Source organism: Pseudorhodoplanes sp. (genome assembly GCF_059499825.1).
The window spans coordinates 168,032-186,695 of sequence record NZ_JCABZI010000021.1; the positions used below are offsets into that span (position 1 = coordinate 168,032).

Here is an 18,664-nt window from a genome sequence, read left to right on the forward strand (position 1 = left end):
CGCCTCGCGTTCCGGCTTTTAACTCGGCGAAACGCTATTTCGGTTCGATGCCGGCGTCGCGAATGGTATCGCGCCAATAGACGAGATCCCGCTTCACCCGCGCGTCGAGTTCGGCTGGCGTCGAGCCGACCAGCGAAAAGCCGGACTTTTCCAGCTTCTTCTGCGTATCCGGATCGTCGAGCGCAAACCGCACCGCCTTGTAGAGCCGGTCGATCACCGGCTGCGGCGTTCCGGCCGGTGCGAACAGCCCGTACCAGGTCGCGGTGGTCACGCCCGGGACCACTTCGGCGATGGTCTGCACCTCCGGATGAGACTTGACGCGATTGTCCTCGGCCATGCCGATGATCCGCAACTGGCCATTCTCGACAAAGGAGACGACCGTCGGCAGCGTCGCATAGGTCATCGTAATATGCCCGCCGACCACGTTGGTCACCGCAGGCGCGGTGCCCACGAACGGAACGTGCATGACTTCGATGCCGGCCTTCCGGTTCAGCGTTTCGCCCGCGATGTGATGCCCCGATCCATGCCCGGCGCTGCCGTAGCTGAGTTTGCCGGGCTGCTTCTTCGCTTCGGCAATGAGGTCGCTGATCGACTTGATCGGAGACGACGCCGGAACCACCAGCGCCATATAGGTCTCGGTCATCCGGCTGATGCCGACCATGTCCTTGGCCGGGTCGAATGGGAAATTCTTGTAGGTGAACGGGTTCATCACCACCGTGGCATTGACGCTGAGCAGCAGCGTGTAGCCGTCGGGCGCCGCGCGCAGGGCGGCGGCCGCACCGTTGTTGCCAGCGCTGCCCGGCCGGTTTTCGATCACCACCGGCTGACCGAGCGCCTCGGAGAATTTTGGCTGCAGGATGCGCGCCATGGTGTCGACGCCGGCGCCGGGAGGCCACGGCGCGATGATGGTCACCGGGCGCGATGGAAAATTGTCGGCGGCGGCCGGAAGCACAACGGTCGCGAGGGCGCAGGCGGCCGTGAGAACGGAACACACAAAGCGTGACATCATCGATCAACTCCCTGATGAACTATGGTCGCTTTGTGCGACTCTGGTTGGATCTTGCTGCGGACATGTCCGCTAATATTGCTCCAGCAGCGCCTGCCGGAATCTCGATTTCAGGATCACGCCGCTTTTCGGCGGCATTATAACCGGACTGCGTTCGGCCTTGATCTTGATGACCGCAAGGTAGGGCCCCGCGTGGCCGGTCATGCGCCGCCTCACATCGGCGATGCGCGACATCTCGCTGACCGTTTCGGTCGCGGCAAAACCGCTTGCGGCAGCGATCCCGGCAATATCGATACCGGCCGACGTATGGCTCACCTGTTCGCCGGTCTCGCCGAAGCGTTCGTTATCCAGCACGACGACCGACAGATTGCGTGGCTTCTTGGCTCCGATGGTCGCGAGCGCGCCGGAATTCATCATCAGTTCGGCATCGCCGGTGATCACGATCACGCTGCGCTCCGGTTGCGCCAGCGCGAGGCCGAGTCCGACCGAGGTCGCAAGCCCCATGGCGCCGAGCAGATAGAAATTCAGCGGGCGGTCGCCGACAGCCATCACGTCCGATACCGGCGAGCCGAGGCCGCAGACGATCAGTTCCTTGTCGATATCCGCCAGCAGAGCCGGCACAACCTCGCGGCGTTTCAATGCTTCGGTCATGGCCGCCTTCTCACATCGCCTTCTTACATCGCCTTGGCGCCGAGCAGGCGCTGCGACAGCAGCACCGCCACCGGCTCCTCGGAACGGAACGTCATCGTCAGACCGCCGGCGACCAGTGCCGCCGCTTCGTCCTCGCGCGTGGCGCTGAAGACGTGGAAACCCGCAAGCTTAAGGCTTTCCGCCGTGATCCGGCCCATGGGAATCTGCCAGGGATTTCCCTCGCCGAATTCGCCACGCATGCTGACCAGGAGAAAAAGCGGAAAGCGGCAATTGGTGACGAGCGAGAATGCGTTGATGCAATTGCCGACGCCGCTGCTCTGGATCGCCATGACACTGCGCTTGCCGCCCAGCCATGCGCCGCAACAGACGCCGACGCCCTCTTCCTCGGTCGTCAGCATCACCGCGCGGTTCGGGGTTTCGGCATGCAGGCGCCTGATGAGGAAATCGAGACCGCCATCGGGCAGATAGGCGAACAGTTCGATATTCTCGCGCATGAAGTGCGACCAGACCTCGTCGCGCCAGCCGCCGGCCGCCCTCGCCTCACTTGGAACCACGTTCAAGCCATCCACCTTCCGCTACATCGGCATGCGCCACGGCGTTAGCAGATACGAAATTGGCCTGCGAGACCCGGTCTAGCAGGCCAAACACTTGCGCGGTTCAGTCGCGCTTCGCCAGAAACGCGGCCCGCCGCTGCGTGATCGGCGCGCGCGCCTGCTCGCGCAACTGTTCGAGTTCGGCATGCTCGCGTTCGATCAGCCGGAAGGCCTGATCCTTGCCGGCGAGATACGGATTCGGCCATGACTGTCCGTCCCACCCGTAATAGGCGGACGCGACCAGCGTAAAATTCGGATTCACCAGATGCGGACGCGCCAATGCCACCAGATCGGCGCGGCCGGCCGCAACGATGGTGTTGACCTGATCGGCGCTGGTGATGTTGCCGACGGTGATGGTCGGCATCTCGACTTCGCTGCGGATCGCATCCGAGAACGGAGTCTGGAACATGCGGCCATAGACCGGACGCGCCTCGCTCGTCGTCTGACCTGCCGATACGTCGATGATGTCGAGCCCGCGCGCCTTCAACATTTTCGCGATCCCGATGGCATCGTCTATATCCAGCCCGCGCCCCGGCACCCAGTCGCTGGCGGAAATGCGCACCGACATCGGCTTGCCGGCGGGCCAGACTTCGCGAACCGCGTCGAAGACCTCGAGCGGATAGCGCATGCGGTTATCGAGGCTGCCGCCATACTCGTCGTTGCGCTGGTTGGTCAGCGGCGAGATGAAGCTCGACAGCAGATAGCCATGCGCCATGTGCAACTCGAGCATATCGAAGCCGGCGACATGCGCATGGCGCGCGGCCTGCACGAAGGATTCCCGCACCGTCGTCATTCCCGCGCGACCGATTTCGGTCGGCAGATGACTGTCGGCGCGATACTTCAGCGGCGATGCCGACATGATCGGCCAGTTGCCGTCTGCAAGCGGCTGATCCATCCCCTCCCAGCCAAGCCGGGTGGAGCCCTTGCGGCCGGCATGGCCGATCTGCAGGCAGAGTTTGGCTTCGCTGTTGGCATGGACGAAGTCGCAGATCCGGGTCCAGGCCTTCACTTGCTCGGGGGAGTATATGCCGGGACAGCCCGGCGTGATGCGCGCATCCTCGCTCACCGATGTCATCTCGGCAAAGACCAGTCCGGCACCGCCTTGTGCCATCTTGCCGAGATGCACCAGATGGAAGTCACCTGGAATGTTGCCGGGCTCCGCCGAATACATATTCATCGGCGATACCACCACGCGGTTCTGCACCGTCATCGCGCCGATGCGGAACGGCGTGAACATCGGCGGCGGCGGATTGTTGGTCGGCACCTCGAAACCAAGGTCGCTCCTGACTTTTCCGGCCCACCAGCGGTCGACCTCGGCGCCGAAGGCAGGATCGCGCCGCTTCAGGTTTTCATAGGTGATTTGCTTCGAGCGCGAGAGCAGCGAGAAGGCGAGCTGCATCGGCTCCAGCTTCCAGAAGCGGCGCGGCGTCTCGAACCAGACGAGGCTCACGTCGGCGGCATGCTGCGTCTTTTCCACCTCTTCGCGGCGCGTGGTCTCGTAGTGCTTTAGTGCGTCGGGCACAGTCGCTTTCGCGGCGAATGAATCGGCAAGCGCGATGGCATCCTCCATCGCGAGCTTGGTACCGGACCCGATCGAATAATGCGCGGTGTGCAGCGCGTCCCCGATCAGAACGATATTGTCGCGATACCATCGCTCGTTCTTGATCATCGGAAAATTGCGCCAGATCGAGCGATTGGTCAGCACCGGATGGCCGTCGAGCAGATCGGCGAAGGTGCGCTCGAGGTAAGCTGCGGTTTGCGCCTCGTCGGCCTCGTCGAGGCCGGCACGCAGCCACGTCGCCTCGTCGCATTCCGGCACCAGGGTGCTCATGCCCGGCTTGTATTGATAGGCGCCGAGAATCCAGATGCCGTGTTCGTTCTCGCGGAAATCGAAGGTGAAGGCGGGAAAGGATTTGGTGGTCCCGCACCAGGAGAATCTGTTCTTTCGCCAGTCCAGGCTCGGCTTGAAGTGATCGGCATAATGCGCGCGGATGGCGCTGTTGATCCCGTCGGCCGCGACGATCAGATCGCTTTCGGGAAGCGCGTCGACATTCACCTCGGTCTGAAATTCAAGCTCGACGCCAAGCTGGCGCGCGCGATCCTGCAGCAGCATCAACAGCGTCTTGCGCTCCAGCCCGCAGAAACCGTGCCCGTCCGAGCGGATCGTCTGACCCCGCACGTTAATGTCGATCTCGCCCCAATAAACGAAATGCCGCGCGATCGCCTCGAAGGTCTCGGGGTCGGCGTTCTGGATATTGTCCAGCGTCTCGTCGGAGAACACGACGCCGAAGCCGAAGGTATCGTCCGGCCGGTTGCGCTCATAGACCGTGATCAGATGGCGCGGATCGGCCTTCTTCATCAGGATCGCGAAATACAGCCCGCCCGGCCCGCCACCGATCACGGAAATCTTCAGCGGTTGGGTCATGCTTTTCTCCCCTCCCCCCGCGAGCGAAGCGAGTGGTGGGGAGGGGTCGGGGGTGGGGGGATATTAACAAAACGCCCCCCAACCCGATCTCCTTCGCTTCGGCTCAGTCGATCGACCCTCCCCACCGCTTCGCGCGGGGAGGGAAAAGAAAACTCAAACATCTTCCTTGTCCGCTGTCATGCTCTGCAACCCGCGGCGGCTTCGATCCCTGCAGTCGCGGGCTAGGATTTGCAGCTGCGGGATAGCGTCCGGCCGGGAACCGGTTGAGACTGGTAAGCTGGGCCATCCATTCGGGGACCTTCATGCCAGCGCCGCTTCCACTGCCATTGCCCAAGTCGCGCGCGGAGATCGCGGAGATCCAGCGCGAGCGCAAACGGGTCGCCTTCGATCGCGCCCGCACGCTGCCCTGGTATCGCGGCAAGCTCGACCACATCGATCCCAAGCGGCTCGACGATCCGACCGTGTGGCAGACCATCCCCATCCTCGACAAGGACATCCTGCGCACCTTCGATCACGCCAGCTTCATGGAGCAGTTCTGCGCGGTGCCGCATTCCGAGGTCGCGGAATTCTGGCGATCGGGCGGCTCGACCGGCAAGCCGGTCTTCTACCCGCGCACCGCCGACGACGTCACCTACGGCCTTCTCACCTGGGGCCGCTCGTTTCCCTGCATCGGCATCGGCAAGGGCGACCTCGTGCATATGTCGTTCCCGATCGGCATTCACCCGGCGGGACAGGTCTGGGCCCGCGCCGCGCACTGGTTTGATGTCGGTATGAACTGGGTCGGCGCCGGCAATGCAGTTCCGTCGGAAGCGCAACTCGGGCTGATCGAGTCGCTGAAGCCGACGGTGTTCATCGGCATGTCGAGCTTCGCGCTGCATCTGGCCAATCTTGCCGAAGCCAAAGGCATCGACCTCGCCGCCTCGTCGGTGAAAAAGGTGGTGTGCTCGGCCGAGACGCTGTCGCAGGCCAAGCGCGAGAAGATCGGCCGCATGTGGGGCGCCAAGGTCTACGACGTATTCGGCATGAGCGAAGCCGGACTCATGGGCGCCGAGAACGACGTGCATGACGGCATCCATATCTGGACCGACATGTTCTTCATCGAAGTGGTGGATGCCGACACGGGGATCGCCGTGCCGGAAGGCGAGGTCGGCACGCTCTGCGTCACCCCGCTCTGGACCAATCACGCAACGCCGTTCCTGCGCTGGAATTCCGGCGACATGGTTCGTTACATCGACCGCTCGCAGGGCACGGGCCAATGGGCCGATCTGTTCCCGATGATCCGCCACGCCAACCGCACCACCGGCTTCTTCAAGCTGCGCGGCGTCAACATGAATCACGCGGATTTCGAGGACACGATGTTCTCCGAACCGCAGGTCAACGACTTCCAGGCGGTGCTGGTGACCGAGGACGCCACCGGCCGCGAGTCGATGCGGCTTCTGATCGAGGTCAAGCGCGGTTCGGACCAGGCGGCGGTTCGCGATCTGGTCGGCGCGCTGATCAAGCGCACGTTCGAAGTGACGCCGGATGTCGAGGTGCTGCCGCTGGGCACGCTGGCGGCGGAATTCGAGCGCAGCATCAAGGCGCCGAGGTTTGTGGACAAGCGGGTCTAGCGCCTCACAAATCCACGCCCCAGCACCTTGCCCGGCGTCTCCCCGAACCGGGCGGCAAAGTCCCGCGCGAATTTGCTCATATGGGTGAAGCCGCAGGCCAGCGCGATCTGCGTCACACTGCGCTCCGCCGGATCGGCGCGCGACAATTCATCATGCGCCAGCTCCAGCCGCAGCGTTTTCACATAGACCATCGGCGGCACACCCCGGAAGCGCCGGAACCCGCTGAACAGCGACCGGATGCTGACGTCCGACGCCGCGGCAAGATCCTCGATCGCGATCGGCTCGCGCAGATGCGCGCGGATATAATCCTCGGCGCGGTGGACATAATAGGGCGCGCAGGGCGCTGAAGTACGGTCGTAAAGATCGCGGAAGCGATGCGGAAACGCCGCCAGCATCAACGCCATCATGGTGGCGTCGAGATGCGCGCTGACGCGCGGATGCGACAGGCCGTTCAGCGCATCGGCGCTGTCGTCGCGCACCGCCTTCGCCATCTCGATCATGGTGCGCGGCCCGGCCTCGACCGGCACGATGTCAAAATCGAAATCCAGCCGCCCCGCGACATCGACGCCGATCTCGCGCGACGCAAAGCGTTCGAAACGATCGCGGTCGACCTTGACGATCAGTTGCCGGCAATCGCTGTCCCAAGTCTTGGCCAGCGGCTCGGACGGATGCACGACATAGCTCTTGCCGCCGCCCACCACCTGGGTTCGTCCGCGATGGCGGATCTCGCAGGCGCCGCCGAGGATGAACTGGAACAAATAGAAGCGGCCCATTTCCGGCGCGCTCATCGTCACCGGGGCACCGTATTGCAGCCAGTGCAGCGACACGCGACCGGCTTTCACCGCCTCATGCCGCATCCGGAGTCCGGCTTCCTCGCGCGGCACGACCAGTTCGTGCGAGCGGAAAACCTCGCTCATGTAACGCCGCGCGGCCGGGACGCTTGCGGTCTCGAATCCGGCGAGCGGCTTTGGTGCAGGTGACGATACGAGGCCAAGCATCGCGATACCCGAAATCATTGGCGACCCAGTCACCATAGACGAGCTTGGCGCATTGCGTAATGCGGCCGCCTGTCAAAATTTCGAGCCACCGCGCCGGCGAGCAACGCGAGCGGCGCCGCACGGTCGCAGGCGCCGATCGACGGATGACCGGCGCCTTAAGCCGCCCGATGCCGAGCCACCGGCCGATCCCGTGCTGCGACCGGCTTCGCTTCGGCTTCGAAGCGGAAATAGCCGACCCGCTCCGCCATAGCTGTCTGCTGGTCTTCGAGGGTTTTGGCGGTCGAGGCATTTTCCTCCACCAGCGCCGAGTTCTGCTGCGTCGCCTCGTCCATCTGGGTCAGCGCCCTGTTGACCTGGTCGATTCCGGCGGCCTGCTCCGCGCTCGCCGTCGCGATATCGGCCACGATTTCGGCGACGCCCCTGATCGAGCGCACGATCTCGTCGAGCGACTGACCAGCACGATTCACGAGCTCGACGCCCTCTCTCACCTCGTCGGAAGAATTGGCGATCAGACCATTGATGTCCTTTGCGGCCTGCGACGAACGCTGGGCCAGGCTGCGCACCTCGGACGCCACCACCGCGAAACCGCGACCTGCCTCGCCCGCGCGGGCGGCCTCCACCGCTGCATTGAGCGCCAGCAGGTTGGTCTGGCGCGCGATCTCGTCGATGACCGAGATGATCTCCGAAATCTTGCGCGACGATCCCTCGATACGCGACATCGCATTGACGGCTTCGGCGACCACGGCACCGCCGCGACTGGCGATGTCCTGAGTGCCCTGCGCAAGCTGATTGGCGTGGTTGGCGTTATCCGCGTTCTTCCGCACCGTCGCCGCGATCTCTTCCATCGACGCCGAGGTCTGCTCCAGGCTTGCAGCTTGTTCCTCGGTACGCTGCGACAAGTCCGTGGTGGAGGTTGAAATCTCAGCCGCTGCGTTCGAGACCTCAAGGCTGGACATCGCGATATTGCGGATCGTCTCCTGCAACTTGCCGATGGCGCCGTTGAAATCTCCCTGGATCTTTCGGTACTCTTGGGCCCAGTCGTCGTGGACGCGATACGTCAGGTCTCCGCTCGCAAGCCGTTCGAGACCCTGGCCGAGCCCTTCGACCACCTGCGCCACCTGACGTGCGGCTTCCTGCTGCGCGGCCTCGTTCCTGGCACGCTCCGCTTCCACGGCCTTGCGCTGATCGTCGGCCGCCTGCTCCAGATGCAGCTTCTCGATCCCGGCATCGCGAAACACCACCACGGCACGCGCCATCTCACCGATTTCGTCCTTGCGATCGGCGCCGCCGACTTCGCTGTCGAGCCGGCCACGAGACAGAGCGGCCATGACGGCGTTGAGTGAAAGGATCGGGCGCGTAATGCCGCGTGCAATGAACCATGCCAGCAGAATGCCGATCGCGATCGCAATCGCCGCGACCGTAACGCTGGTCAGAATCGTTGAGTGGATACTCGCTTCACCCGCGACCTTGGTCGCCGCCAGTGCCGCGTCTTGACTCTTTTTCAGATCGGCGCGGCTCTTGATCATGTCGGCCGACAGCTTGCCTTCGGCCTCGAGCAGACGCGAGTTCTGAGCAAGCAGCTTCATCGTAGAATTGAAAGCAGCGCTGTACGACGCAACCAGCGGAAGCAACTGCTGCAGCTTTTCGCGCCGCTCGGCGGTGCGCGCCGCCGTCCCGAACTTCTTAAGGGTCTCCGCCATCGCGGCGAATTGGGCGTTCGCGGCTTCCTCGAGCTTCGGATTACGGGTCGAGTTGTGCAGCAGGCCGTTGACGCGGCCCCACAGGAATTGCTCGGTCGCAAGAGCGGCCAGCGAAACCAGCGCCAGATCGCTGTCGGCCACGGCGCTCTGTGTGAGTTCCTTCAGCTCGCCATACAAACGGTTACCGAGCGGTGTCGTGGATTCAGCAATTGTGCGGCGAAGCTCGGCCTGATTCTTCGCGATATCCTCGAACACCGCCATGTATTGATCGACCTGACCAAGGATCGCCCGCGCCATGTCTTGTCGCTCCTTGGAGAGCGCGTTCGATGCGGTGAAAGCATATCCCTCGCGAACGGTCTGAGCCAGTTCGCGAATCCGCGTCAGCACTCTGTCTTCGCCCTTGTCGAAGTACATCTGCATGTTCAGGCGGAGCGCAACGAAGTCTCGATCGGCCTGCGCAACGCGTGAAGCGGTGTCGGAAATATTTGTGAACCGCCCGAAGCTGTCGCTTGCGCTCCTCAGGCCGAAATAGCCCGTAGCGGCCACGATCACCAGCAGGCCAAGGACAATGATATAGCCCGCTCCAATCCGGGTACCGATCTTGAAGGCTGAGTTCATATTAGAAAGCCAGGTCATGGGTTCGCCTCGCTAGTGACGGGCGGCACGACCCGTTCTCGTCAATCATCCAGGCGCGGTTTCGCGCGCTCGTGACTGGATCATTAGCTCTCTTTATGATCGGTAAAGGGGTGGGGGGAGCCATGACCGCATCGCATGGATGTCGCGTGTCTCGCGGCAGATAACGCATGACGCTCAAAAGCTGGGCAGACGCAAACCATTGTAAGAGGCAATCAACGCCTCTTGGGTCCGAGACCGCCGCGAACCGCAAACCGCTCGCAGGCCCGAGCCAGCGCGAGCAGATCGGCATGCCGCCCCTGCGCCGCGACAAGCTGGTAGCCGATCGGCAGCCCTTTGGACGACAGCCCGGCAGGCAGGCTGATCGCCGGCAGCCCGAGCGCATTGGCGAACGGCGTGAACACTGCATGCCCGCGCGGTCCGACCGGCTGTCCGTCGATGATACCGGGATAGATTTCGGTCGCCGGCCACGGCATGGCCGCGGCCGTGGGCGTGAGCAAAACATCGAAACGCTCAAACAGCGTATCGAATGCGACGGCGACCGCCTTGATGGCATCGAGGGCCGCGAGATAATCGGCCGCGGAATAGCGGCGGCCGTTTCGGGCCATCTCGGCCAGCGATGGACTGATCAGGTCGTCGCGGTCGCCGTGCTGCGCCATCAGCCAGGCAAGGCCGGATTGACTGATCACCGGCCAGATCTCCGCAATCGGCGCAGCGAGTTCGAAATCGTGCGCGGTCTCGACATTGTGTCCCTGTCCCGCAAGCTTCGCTGCGATGTCCGCCACCTCAGCGGCGATCTCGCGGTCCACCGGCGCGCCGGAAAAGGTCGGGATGTAGAGGACGCGCGCGCGCCCAACGCCGGCCGATGGCCGCCGCCAATTCGGACCGCCGATCACGTCCATCGCGAGCAAGATATCATCGACGCTGCGCGCGATCGGGCCGATCACTTCAAGATCGTGCAGGATCGCCGGAAAGCCATGCCGGCGTTGCACCATTCCGCGCGACGGCTTGAAACCGACCAGCCCGGTATGCGCCGCCGGCCTGCGGATCGAACCGCCGCCATCGGTCCCCATCGAGATAGGCCCCATGCCGCACGCAACGGCAGCGACCGCGCCGCCGCTTGATCCGCCCGGCGTCAGCGCAAGGTCGTAGGGATTGCGGGTCGGTCCGAACAGCGCGTTGTCGGTGTAACCCTGCGAGGTGAATTCCGGCACGTTGGTCTTGCCGAGAATGACCGCGCCGCCGGCTCGCAGCTTGTCGATCGGCGGCTCGTCGCGATCGGGGACATGCTCGGCATAGAGCCTGCTGCCCCAGGTCGTGCGGAGACCCTGAACGAAAATGCTGTCCTTCACCGTGACCGGAACGCCGTCGAGCGGACCGAGCGATGCGCCCGCGCGGAAGCGCTCGGTGCTGACGCGCGCCTGCGCTTGCGCGCCTTCTCTGTCGAGCGTGACGATGGCATTGACCGCGGGATTTAACTCGTCGATCCGGGCGAGGATGGAGGTCAGCGCATCATCGGGCGTCACCGTGCCGTCGCGGTAAGCGCGCGCTAGCTCCGCAGCGGATAGCGCCCAGAGTTCAGCTTGCGGCACGTCGCTCATCTGGCGACGCTACTACTTGCCGCCCCAATGCACAAAGCTGCGCTCCGCCAGAAGGAACAACAGGTTGAGTGCATAGCCCAGCGCGCCGGCTGCAAAGATCGCCGCATACATCCGCGGCATGTCGAACAATTGCTGCGCCTCGAACACGCTGTGCCCCAGTCCGTCCTGCGAGCCGATGAACATCTCCGCCACCACGATGATGACCAGCGCCAGCGACACGCCATTACGCAGGCCGACGAAGGTCTGCGGCATCGATTCCAGCAGAGTCACATCCATCAGCACGCGCAAAGGCGATGCCCCCATCACCTTGGCGGCGAGCAGCCGCGTCTTGCGCGCATTCATCACGCCATAGGCGACGTTGAACAGGATCACGAGGATGGCGCCGAACGCTGCGACCGAAATCTTGGTCTCGTCGCCGACGCCGAACAGCACAAGGAATAGCGGGAACATCGCCGACGCCGGGGTCGAGCGGAAGAAATCGATCACGAATTCCAGCGAGCGATAGAGCCGCTCCGAGGAACCAAGGATGATGCCGAGCGGGATCGCAATCACCGCCGCGATCACCGTCGCCATTACAGTGCGGTACACGGTCTTCATGAAATCGAAGCCGAGCCGGCCGCCATCCATTCCCTTCCAGAACGCTTCGAACGTGATCGCGGGTGACGGCAGCAGCACCGGGTCGACCCATTTGGCGGCGGTCGCGATCCACCAGATCGCGACCAGCACGGCGACGCCGACCAGCGGCAGCAGCGGATCGAGCCTGCGCAGGGTCATGGTCATCCGCGTCTCACTTCGCGCTGGAACACCTCGAGACAATGCGCCTTGATGCGCACGAAGTCGGGCTCGGACAAGGTCGCGTCGGTGCGTGGGCGGGCGCCGTCATAGGCGACGAAATCAGCAACACGCGCCGGATAGCGCGAGAGGAGAAGCACCCGATCGGCGAGATAGACCGCCTCTTCCAGGTCGTGCGAGACCAGCACGGTTGTGGTCTTGGTTTCCATGAACAGGCGCTGCAACTGTTCGCGCATGAACAGGGTCATCTCGTAGTCCAGCGCGGAGAAAGGCTCGTCGAGGAACAGGATTTCCGGCTCCACGATCAGCGCGCGCATGATCGAGACCAGTTGCTGCTGACCGCCGGACATCTGATAGGGATATTTGTTCAAGTCGAGCTTGACGCCGAGATGGGCGACAAGCTTTTCGGTGCGGCGCTTCCGCTCCGCCTTCGGCACCTTCATCATCTTCAGCGGATAGGAGATATTGTCGAAGGCGCGCAGCCAGGGAAACAGCGCCTCGCGATAATTCTGGAACACGTAGCCGAACTTGATTTCCGACAGCAGCATGCCGTCGAACAGGATCTGTCCCTTGTCGACCGGAATCAGACCAGCGATCATGTTGATCAGCGTGCTCTTGCCGCAGCCATTCGGCCCGAACACCGAGATCAGTTCGCCGCGCGGGATGTCGAGATCGAAATCGTCGTAGATCACCGCCTTGTCGAAGCGCTTGCTCAGGCCGCGGATGGTGACATGCGGGCGTTTGCCGAATGCGCCCACGGCCGGCGACGACGGCACGCCGTCCGCGAGCGGACGGACAACGGGCTGTGTCGCGGCCATGGCCATTTTCGCAATACTCCGGATCAGAACGACTTGACGATGAACTTCGTCACGTCGACCTTCTCGGGAACCACACCGATCTCGGTCCCGAAGTCTGCGAATTTCTGCAGATACCCGAGTTGCGCCGGCGAGAAGTCCTTCACCATGCGATAGCCCAGCATCGGAACGCTATCGACGAGGTCGTCCGGCGTCATGGTGTTCTTGGCGAGATACTTGCGCGCCTCTTGCGGATTCTTCTGGATGAAGTCGACGGCCTTCGCCCATGCATCGGCGAAGCGCTTCGCAACATCGGGCCGCTTGGTCATGAACTCCGTGGTGAAGGCGCAGCCGGCGGCGTAGGCATCGGCTTTCTCGTCACCGAGGATGTATTTGGAGATCACGCCGGCCTCGAGCGTCTTGGCGATCCCCATCTTCTCCATGATGGTGGCGCCGGGCTCGAGCGTGTAGCCACCGTCGAAGGTGCCGGCCTTCATGGCGTTGACATGCTGGCCCATGTCGAGCTGGTCGATCGAATAGTCGCCGTCCTTCAGGCCGACCTTGGCGAGCACGCCCTTCGCGGTATTGAGGTTGGCCGGCCCGGGCGCCGACATCAGCTTCAGGCCCTTGAGGTCCTTCAGCGACTTCACCTTGTCGAGCAGCGCGGTGCGCACCACGAACTGCTCCATCTTGTACTCGGGCGTCTGGCTATGCATCGCGATATACATCGCGACACCCGGCTTCTTGGCGTTGGCGTTCAGGCCTTCCAAGGTCACCAGCACCGCCGAGACGTCGATCTGGTTGGTCATCAACGCCGCCACATTCGGCGGGCCGCCCATCAGGCGAATGGTCTCGGGCTCGATGTTGTTCTCCTTGAAGTAGCCCTTCTCGATCGCGACGAAATACGGCAGCGACGACGAAATCGGGAACACGCCGACCTTGACCTTGTCCTGCGCGGCGGCGGCCGACATTGATGCGGCCAGCGCGACCGCGCCCGCTGCGACCCATGAAAGAAGGCGTTTATGCGTCATGTCAGGCAACTCCCTTGAGTGGGTGAGACGTCGTTTCCGGCTCCGGTCCGGAGCCGCCGCGATAGAGGCGGCTCAGCTTGGGCAGAAATTCTGGCTTCGTTTTATGCAAGGATCCTGCCACCGGATCCGCGCCCTCAAACATCGTGTCGGAGGCGGCAAGGGAGAAATCCATGACGAAACGGACGCGCTCTGAGCGCGCCTGCGCGATGGCCGTCAGCCAGTCGCGCGGCGACCGGCTGCCTGCGGCATAGGCTTTGGCGATGTGATCGGCGGCGACGCAGGCGTCCTCGATCGCCTGGCTCGCGCCCTGCCCGAGCGTCGGCACCATGCCATGCGCGGCATCGCCGAGATACAGCACGTTGCTGACCGGATCGGCATAAAGCACATCATGCTCCTGCATCCGCGCCCAGTGATTGTTCGCGGCCTGCGCACAGATCGTGTCGATCAGCCACACCGCCTGGTCGGACAGCTTGCCGTCCGGCGGCGTGAACATCGCGCGCAGCGCCGGCGCCTCTTTCATCGCGTCGGGGATCGGCTTTTCAGGCGCAATCGGAAAGGCGCCGGCGATGTAGATATGCGACGGCGGAACCCGGAATGCGAGAAGCCGGTTCGACCCGTTGAACCATTGCTCGTAATCGTCGATCAGGCCGCCGCTGGTGTCCGGCACGAGCACGCGCGAAATTGCGATCCCGACATGGCTGATTGCGGGCTCGCCGGATATGGCCCGGCGGATGTCGGAGTAACGACCGTCGGCGGCGATCAGCAGATCGATGTCATCGAGGCGCTTGCTCTCGCCGTATTGCGTCCATTCGATTTCGGTTTTTTCAAAATTGGCCGCGCTGCGCGCAACGCGCGTGATGATGCAGTCATAGGCGACCACCGGGCGGGCCGATTCGCGCAGCACGCGATAGAGTTCGGACCAGCGGATGCGCCGTCCCGGGTTATCCGCGACTTGCGACAGCGGCAGATGGAACAGGACCGTTCCGTCAGTCAGCGAGGTGCGCCAGCTTTCCCATGTGAAACTGGTGACGTCCATCTTCGCCAGTAGATCCGGGTCGTGCCATTGAAGCGCGCGCACCGAGTTGGGGCCGATATTCAACCCGGTCCCGGAATCGGACTGGTCGTCCGCCGACACGCGTTCGAGGCAGATCACCTCGACGCCAGGCAGACGCGACAATGTCTTCGCAACGATACAGCCGGCGACGCCGGCGCCGACGATCACGATGCGCATACGATATCTCCAGCGCGCGACGATGCGCGTTCGGCGATCGCTGCAATCAGCCCGCCGCCATCCGGGCCCTGATGCTCGGCGCCGCCCGACACGAAAATCCGCGTATCGCCAAGCACGCCGGCCACCAGGCCGCCGACCGCGCCGCGGATATGCCGCTGCGCGTTGATATCGGTGTCGTCGAGCATGGTGTGACGTTGCCCGCGGATCTGCCCGCGGCGATCCGGCTCGCATTTCACGAACACCGCCTGCACGCGATTGCGATCCTGTGGCGCGATCTGCGGGGTCGCAGCGATCTCCAGATCGGCCAGCACCTGCACCACCGCGCCGATATCGAGCGCGTCGCTCATCGGCCGGTGGGCGATGCGAAGATCGCCCGACCAGAGCGGTGAATTTCCGAGAACGATCACTTCATTGGCCTCGACTTCGACTCCTGACGAAATGCTGGCGCGATCGGAATGCACGGCGAAATTCTGCAGCAACGCCGTGTCGGTGACGGCCGACGCGTCGATCTCGCCAAGCGCGAGTGCAACACCGAAGGCGCCGGCCGCCCGCGCGAGCGCCATCGAACGGTTTGGATCGGCGCTCGCCACGGTCTTGCCGGCGGCACGCGCAGCTTCGGCCCGCGCCGAGGTCACGCAGGGGCATTTCACCTGGACGAAATGCACGTCATCGGGCCGCGCGATATGCGCTTCCGCCATCGCCTTGCGGACGGCCTCCGCGACATTCCCCGCATGGGCCGCCCGGCCGATGTCTTCGGCCGGCACCGGCGCGCTCATCGCGGTGCCGATCGCAAAGGACGATGCCGCAGCCGGTTCGGAAAGCGGCGCACCGCCGCGGCACAGCACCACATAATGCGGACTGAGAACGCCCTCGGTGCCGCCGGACAGAATGCAGGGGATACGACGGATCAGCGAGTCCGCCGGTTCGTTCAGGTGGCGGCTCAGCAGCGCCATCAGACTCTGGGTGAAATAGCCGCGGGTGAAATCGTTGACCCCGCCATTGCCCTCGGTCTTGCCGATCACCGCAACGATCTCGTTGGCGCGGAGCGCGCCCTGCGTGATCAACCCCCCCAGTTCGGAGAGATCGCCAGGATGCTGCATCGACAGGCGGAAGACGTTGGCGCGCATACCGCAAGCTTGCTGCAGCGCACCGAAAGCGCATAGGACTATGTTTATCTCAGAGCGAGATCATTTTGCTCTCACTCGCCGGGTGGGCTGGGCAGCGCTTCCACCCTCGGACAAGCGCGCCAGCGTCTGTTTCAGGGTCTCGACGAAGCTCGCGGCCGGGATCGGCAGGATGCGGCCGGCCCGAGACGCCAGCACCAGCCGGCCCTTGGTCAGATCGGGGTCGCTGAGCGGGATCGAGACCAGGTCTCCATCGCGCCCCTCGCGCACGGTACCGATCTGGTACTGGAAGCAGATCGCATCGGTGTCGCGCGCGAACATCTTTTGCGGCTGAACCGCACTTGCCTCCATGGCGACGCGCAGCGTCAGCCGAGACTTCGTCAGCAGCGCATCGATCAGCCGGCGGCTGCCGAAGGTCTCGACGCCCAGCGCGACCGGATACGGCTGGCATTCGGCGAGCCGCAGCGAGGTTCGCTTCGCCAGTGGATGGCCGGGCCGCATCATGGCGCAAAGCGGCTGCTTGATGGTCTCGATCACATTCAACTGGTCCGAGCTTGGCGGATCGTGCGCAAGCAGGAGGTCATTCTCGTCCGCCATCAGCGACATGATCAGCGGCGCGGTCGAGCCGACGAGGAGCTGGAACTGCACGCCGGGATAGCGCTCCTGATAGCGCGCGATGGTTTCCGGGATCAGGTCGTTGGCTGCAGATTCCGCACACGCGATCCGCACGGTGCCGCGCACCAGGCCGCGCAATTGCTCGATCTGCGAGGAGGCGGAGGCAAGGTCTGAGAGGCTCCGCCGGATGGTCGCGATCAGCACCTCGCCCGCTGCGGTCAGGCGCACCCCGCGTGGTAGCCTTTCGAAAAGCGGCGTGCCGAGCTCTTTTTCGACATTGAGGATGGAGCGGTTGAGTGCGGTCGACGCGATGCGCAGCCGGTCGGCGGCTTTCCGGATCGAGCCCGCGCGCGCGACGGTGTCGAGGATGAGATAAAGGCGGGGCGGCTGAAGCATGCGAGTAGGAGATTAGTGCAGATAAGGCGCAGCCGCACACTCCCCTTCACCTCCCCCCTTGCGAGGGAGGTCGACCGGAAGAAGTCCGGTCGGGAGGGGGGTCAACAACAACCACCATAGCGAACGATCGCCCCCCTCCCCAACCCTCCCCCGCAAGGGGGAGGGAGCACAGCGCCTGTGCCGCAATCAGAAACCCTCAAGCCGCCGCAGAGTCCGCCTGCCCTGTTCCCGGCCGCACCAGCATAGCGGCCGGCCGCGACACCGTCATTTCGCCGCGCTTGAACACCATCAGCGGCTGCGCCAGTTCGGCGATCGCCGTAGCGCCGTCGGTGCAATCCATGACGACGACGTCCGCCTGCTTGCCTTCCGCAATTCCGTAATCGCGCAAATTGAGCAGCCGCGCCGACCGTTCGGTGACCATCGACAGGCAGAGCTCCATGTCCGACGGACGTCCACCGATCTGCGCGACATTGGCGTAGAGGTTGGCCATCCGCACCAGCGAGCAATCGCCGAACGGCGTGAAGGGATTCAGCACGTTGTTGGTCGAGATCGAGCAGTTCACGCCGTGCTCGACCAGTTGATGCACACGCGCCACGCCGCGCGGCACGTTGCCGTCATAGTCGCGGCCGATCAGGAACAGATCGGTCGACGGCAGCGCGGTTACGGCAACGCCGGACCTGGCAAGCCGCTTCGCCAGCGTCACCAGATCGGCGGCCTTCATGGCTGAGAATTTCGTGGCATGTCCGACCGCCACCCGACCGCCCCAGCCGGTCTCGTCGGCAAGACGGCAGACTTCCAGCACGTCGAGATGGCCGGTATCGAGCCCGAAATCGAGGTGGAAATCGATATCGACATTGAAGCGCTGCGCCAGCGCGAAGATGCGCGCGATCTGGCCGTGCGAATCCTTGTCCATATAGGGCGCACCGCCGACCACGTCCGCACCGGCCTCCAGCGCCGCGACCATTACGTCCTCGCAGCCGGGATCGTCGAGCAAGCCTTCCTGCGGAAAGACGCAAAGCTGCAGATCGATCGCGAAGGCGTAATCTTTCTTGAGCCGCAACAGCGCCTTGAGGCTGGTCAGGCCGATGCGCGGATCGACCTCGACATGCGTGCGCATGCGCGTCGTACCCTGCTTGATCGCCTTTTCAAGGGTCTTGGTCGCGCGCTGATAGACATCGTCCTCGGTGAAGCCACGCTTGGCGTCGGCGACCGCGAGGATTGCCTCGTCGAGCGTGCCTTTCTCGCATTGGCAGCGGCCGAGCAGGCAGGATTTGTCGAGATGGATGTGCGTCTCGATGAAGCCAGGCACCACGAGCCGGCCGTCCAGCCGCCTTTCCGGCGCGCCTTTCGGCAGATCCGGTGCGACGGCCGCGATCTTGCCCTTGCTGATGCCAATATCGGTCGTCCGTTCCGCCTGGCCGGCGAGGCGCGCTTCACGCAGGATCAGATCGAAATCCACAAGAC

The 18,664-nt window shown here is 63.9% G+C and carries 15 protein-coding genes; 1 reads left to right on the top strand and 14 read right to left on the bottom strand.

Features of this window, described 5'->3' with window-relative positions; all coding sequences use genetic code 11:
* Nucleotides 1–34: 34 nt before the first annotated feature.
* The 4 genes from AC5I5I_RS25810 to AC5I5I_RS25825 form a co-directional block, all read right to left on the bottom strand.
* On the bottom strand, nt 35–1,009 hold the full coding sequence (locus AC5I5I_RS25810) for a Bug family tripartite tricarboxylate transporter substrate binding protein (RefSeq protein ID WP_495978016.1): 975 nt from the start codon (nt 1,007–1,009) through the stop codon (nt 35–37).
* A gap of 69 nt (nt 1,010–1,078) precedes the next feature.
* Complete coding sequence (locus AC5I5I_RS25815) at nt 1,079–1,657, bottom strand: thiamine pyrophosphate-dependent enzyme (protein ID WP_495978018.1); 579 nt, start codon at nt 1,655–1,657, stop codon at nt 1,079–1,081.
* Between the two features lie 23 nt (nt 1,658–1,680).
* Nucleotides 1,681–2,217, bottom strand: a complete 537-nt coding sequence (locus tag AC5I5I_RS25820) for a phosphonopyruvate decarboxylase (protein WP_495978020.1) — start codon at nt 2,215–2,217, stop codon at nt 1,681–1,683.
* Nucleotides 2,218–2,314: 97 nt separating this feature from the next.
* Nucleotides 2,315–4,663 carry a bifunctional salicylyl-CoA 5-hydroxylase/oxidoreductase gene (locus AC5I5I_RS25825; RefSeq protein WP_495978067.1) on the bottom strand — a complete coding sequence of 783 codons (2,349 nt, stop codon included), beginning with the start codon at nt 4,661–4,663 and terminating at the stop codon, nt 2,315–2,317.
* 314 nt (nt 4,664–4,977) lie between these two features.
* Between AC5I5I_RS25825 and AC5I5I_RS25830 the strand changes: the two genes are divergently transcribed.
* Nucleotides 4,978–6,285, top strand: coding sequence for a phenylacetate--CoA ligase family protein (locus AC5I5I_RS25830; RefSeq protein WP_495978021.1), 1,308 nt, complete (start codon nt 4,978–4,980; stop codon nt 6,283–6,285).
* Here AC5I5I_RS25830 and AC5I5I_RS25835 read toward each other — a convergent pair.
* From AC5I5I_RS25835 to AC5I5I_RS25880, 10 genes are all read right to left on the bottom strand, one after another.
* A complete protein-coding gene (locus tag AC5I5I_RS25835) occupies nt 6,282–7,301 on the bottom strand; it encodes an AraC family transcriptional regulator (RefSeq protein WP_495978023.1) in 1,020 nt (339 codons plus the stop codon). The two genes, AC5I5I_RS25830 and AC5I5I_RS25835, sit on opposite strands and share 4 nt — an antisense overlap.
* 137 nt (nt 7,302–7,438) lie before the next feature.
* Nucleotides 7,439–9,619: a methyl-accepting chemotaxis protein gene (locus AC5I5I_RS25840; RefSeq protein WP_495978025.1), complete on the bottom strand. Its 2,181-nt coding sequence runs from the start codon at nt 9,617–9,619 to the stop codon at nt 7,439–7,441.
* Nucleotides 9,620–9,831: 212 nt separating this feature from the next.
* Nucleotides 9,832–11,217 (bottom strand): amidase, encoded by a 1,386-nt coding sequence (locus tag AC5I5I_RS25845; RefSeq protein WP_495978026.1) that lies wholly within the window; start codon nt 11,215–11,217, stop codon nt 9,832–9,834.
* 12 nt (nt 11,218–11,229) lie between these two features.
* Complete coding sequence (locus AC5I5I_RS25850) at nt 11,230–11,997, bottom strand: ABC transporter permease (protein ID WP_495978028.1); 768 nt, start codon at nt 11,995–11,997, stop codon at nt 11,230–11,232.
* Nucleotides 11,994–12,827, bottom strand: coding sequence for an ABC transporter ATP-binding protein (locus tag AC5I5I_RS25855; RefSeq protein WP_495978030.1), 834 nt, complete (start codon nt 12,825–12,827; stop codon nt 11,994–11,996). Before AC5I5I_RS25855 ends, AC5I5I_RS25850 begins: the two co-directional genes overlap by 4 nt.
* A gap of 23 nt (nt 12,828–12,850) precedes the next feature.
* On the bottom strand, nt 12,851–13,834 hold the full coding sequence (locus AC5I5I_RS25860; protein WP_495978032.1) for an ABC transporter substrate-binding protein: 984 nt from the start codon (nt 13,832–13,834) through the stop codon (nt 12,851–12,853).
* A gap of 1 nt (nt 13,835) precedes the next feature.
* Nucleotides 13,836–15,065 carry an FAD-dependent monooxygenase gene (locus AC5I5I_RS25865; protein ID WP_495978034.1) on the bottom strand — a complete coding sequence of 410 codons (1,230 nt, stop codon included), beginning with the start codon at nt 15,063–15,065 and terminating at the stop codon, nt 13,836–13,838.
* Nucleotides 15,053–16,192 carry a cyanuric acid amidohydrolase gene (atzD, locus tag AC5I5I_RS25870; protein WP_495978036.1) on the bottom strand — a complete coding sequence of 380 codons (1,140 nt, stop codon included), beginning with the start codon at nt 16,190–16,192 and terminating at the stop codon, nt 15,053–15,055. Before atzD ends, AC5I5I_RS25865 begins: the two co-directional genes overlap by 13 nt.
* Nucleotides 16,193–16,252: 60 nt before the next feature.
* The gene (locus AC5I5I_RS25875) at nt 16,253–17,200 is read right to left on the bottom strand and encodes a LysR family transcriptional regulator (RefSeq protein ID WP_495978038.1); all 948 of its coding nucleotides are present in this window, start codon (nt 17,198–17,200) and stop codon (nt 16,253–16,255) included.
* A gap of 196 nt (nt 17,201–17,396) precedes the next feature.
* A complete protein-coding gene (locus AC5I5I_RS25880; protein WP_495978040.1) occupies nt 17,397–18,659 on the bottom strand; it encodes an amidohydrolase family protein in 1,263 nt (420 codons plus the stop codon).
* Between the last annotated feature and the right edge of the window lie 5 nt (nt 18,660–18,664).

Coding starts and splice junctions, on each gene's coding strand:
- AC5I5I_RS25835 (WP_495978023.1), bottom strand. CDS start 7,301: ATGATTTCGGGTATCGCGATGCTTGGCCTCGTATCGTCACCTGCACCA.
- AC5I5I_RS25815 (WP_495978018.1), bottom strand. CDS start 1,657: ATGACCGAAGCATTGAAACGCCGCGAGGTTGTGCCGGCTCTGCTGGCG.
- AC5I5I_RS25860 (WP_495978032.1), bottom strand. CDS start 13,834: ATGACGCATAAACGCCTTCTTTCATGGGTCGCAGCGGGCGCGGTCGCG.
- AC5I5I_RS25840 (WP_495978025.1), bottom strand. CDS start 9,619: ATGACCTGGCTTTCTAATATGAACTCAGCCTTCAAGATCGGTACCCGG.
- AC5I5I_RS25875 (WP_495978038.1), bottom strand. CDS start 17,200: ATGCTTCAGCCGCCCCGCCTTTATCTCATCCTCGACACCGTCGCGCGC.
- AC5I5I_RS25855 (WP_495978030.1), bottom strand. CDS start 12,827: ATGGCCGCGACACAGCCCGTTGTCCGTCCGCTCGCGGACGGCGTGCCG.
- AC5I5I_RS25850 (WP_495978028.1), bottom strand. CDS start 11,997: ATGACCATGACCCTGCGCAGGCTCGATCCGCTGCTGCCGCTGGTCGGC.
- AC5I5I_RS25845 (WP_495978026.1), bottom strand. CDS start 11,217: ATGAGCGACGTGCCGCAAGCTGAACTCTGGGCGCTATCCGCTGCGGAG.
- atzD (WP_495978036.1), bottom strand. CDS start 16,192: ATGCGCGCCAACGTCTTCCGCCTGTCGATGCAGCATCCTGGCGATCTC.
- AC5I5I_RS25865 (WP_495978034.1), bottom strand. CDS start 15,065: ATGCGCATCGTGATCGTCGGCGCCGGCGTCGCCGGCTGTATCGTTGCG.
- AC5I5I_RS25810 (WP_495978016.1), bottom strand. CDS start 1,009: ATGATGTCACGCTTTGTGTGTTCCGTTCTCACGGCCGCCTGCGCCCTC.
- AC5I5I_RS25830 (WP_495978021.1), top strand. CDS start 4,978: ATGCCAGCGCCGCTTCCACTGCCATTGCCCAAGTCGCGCGCGGAGATC.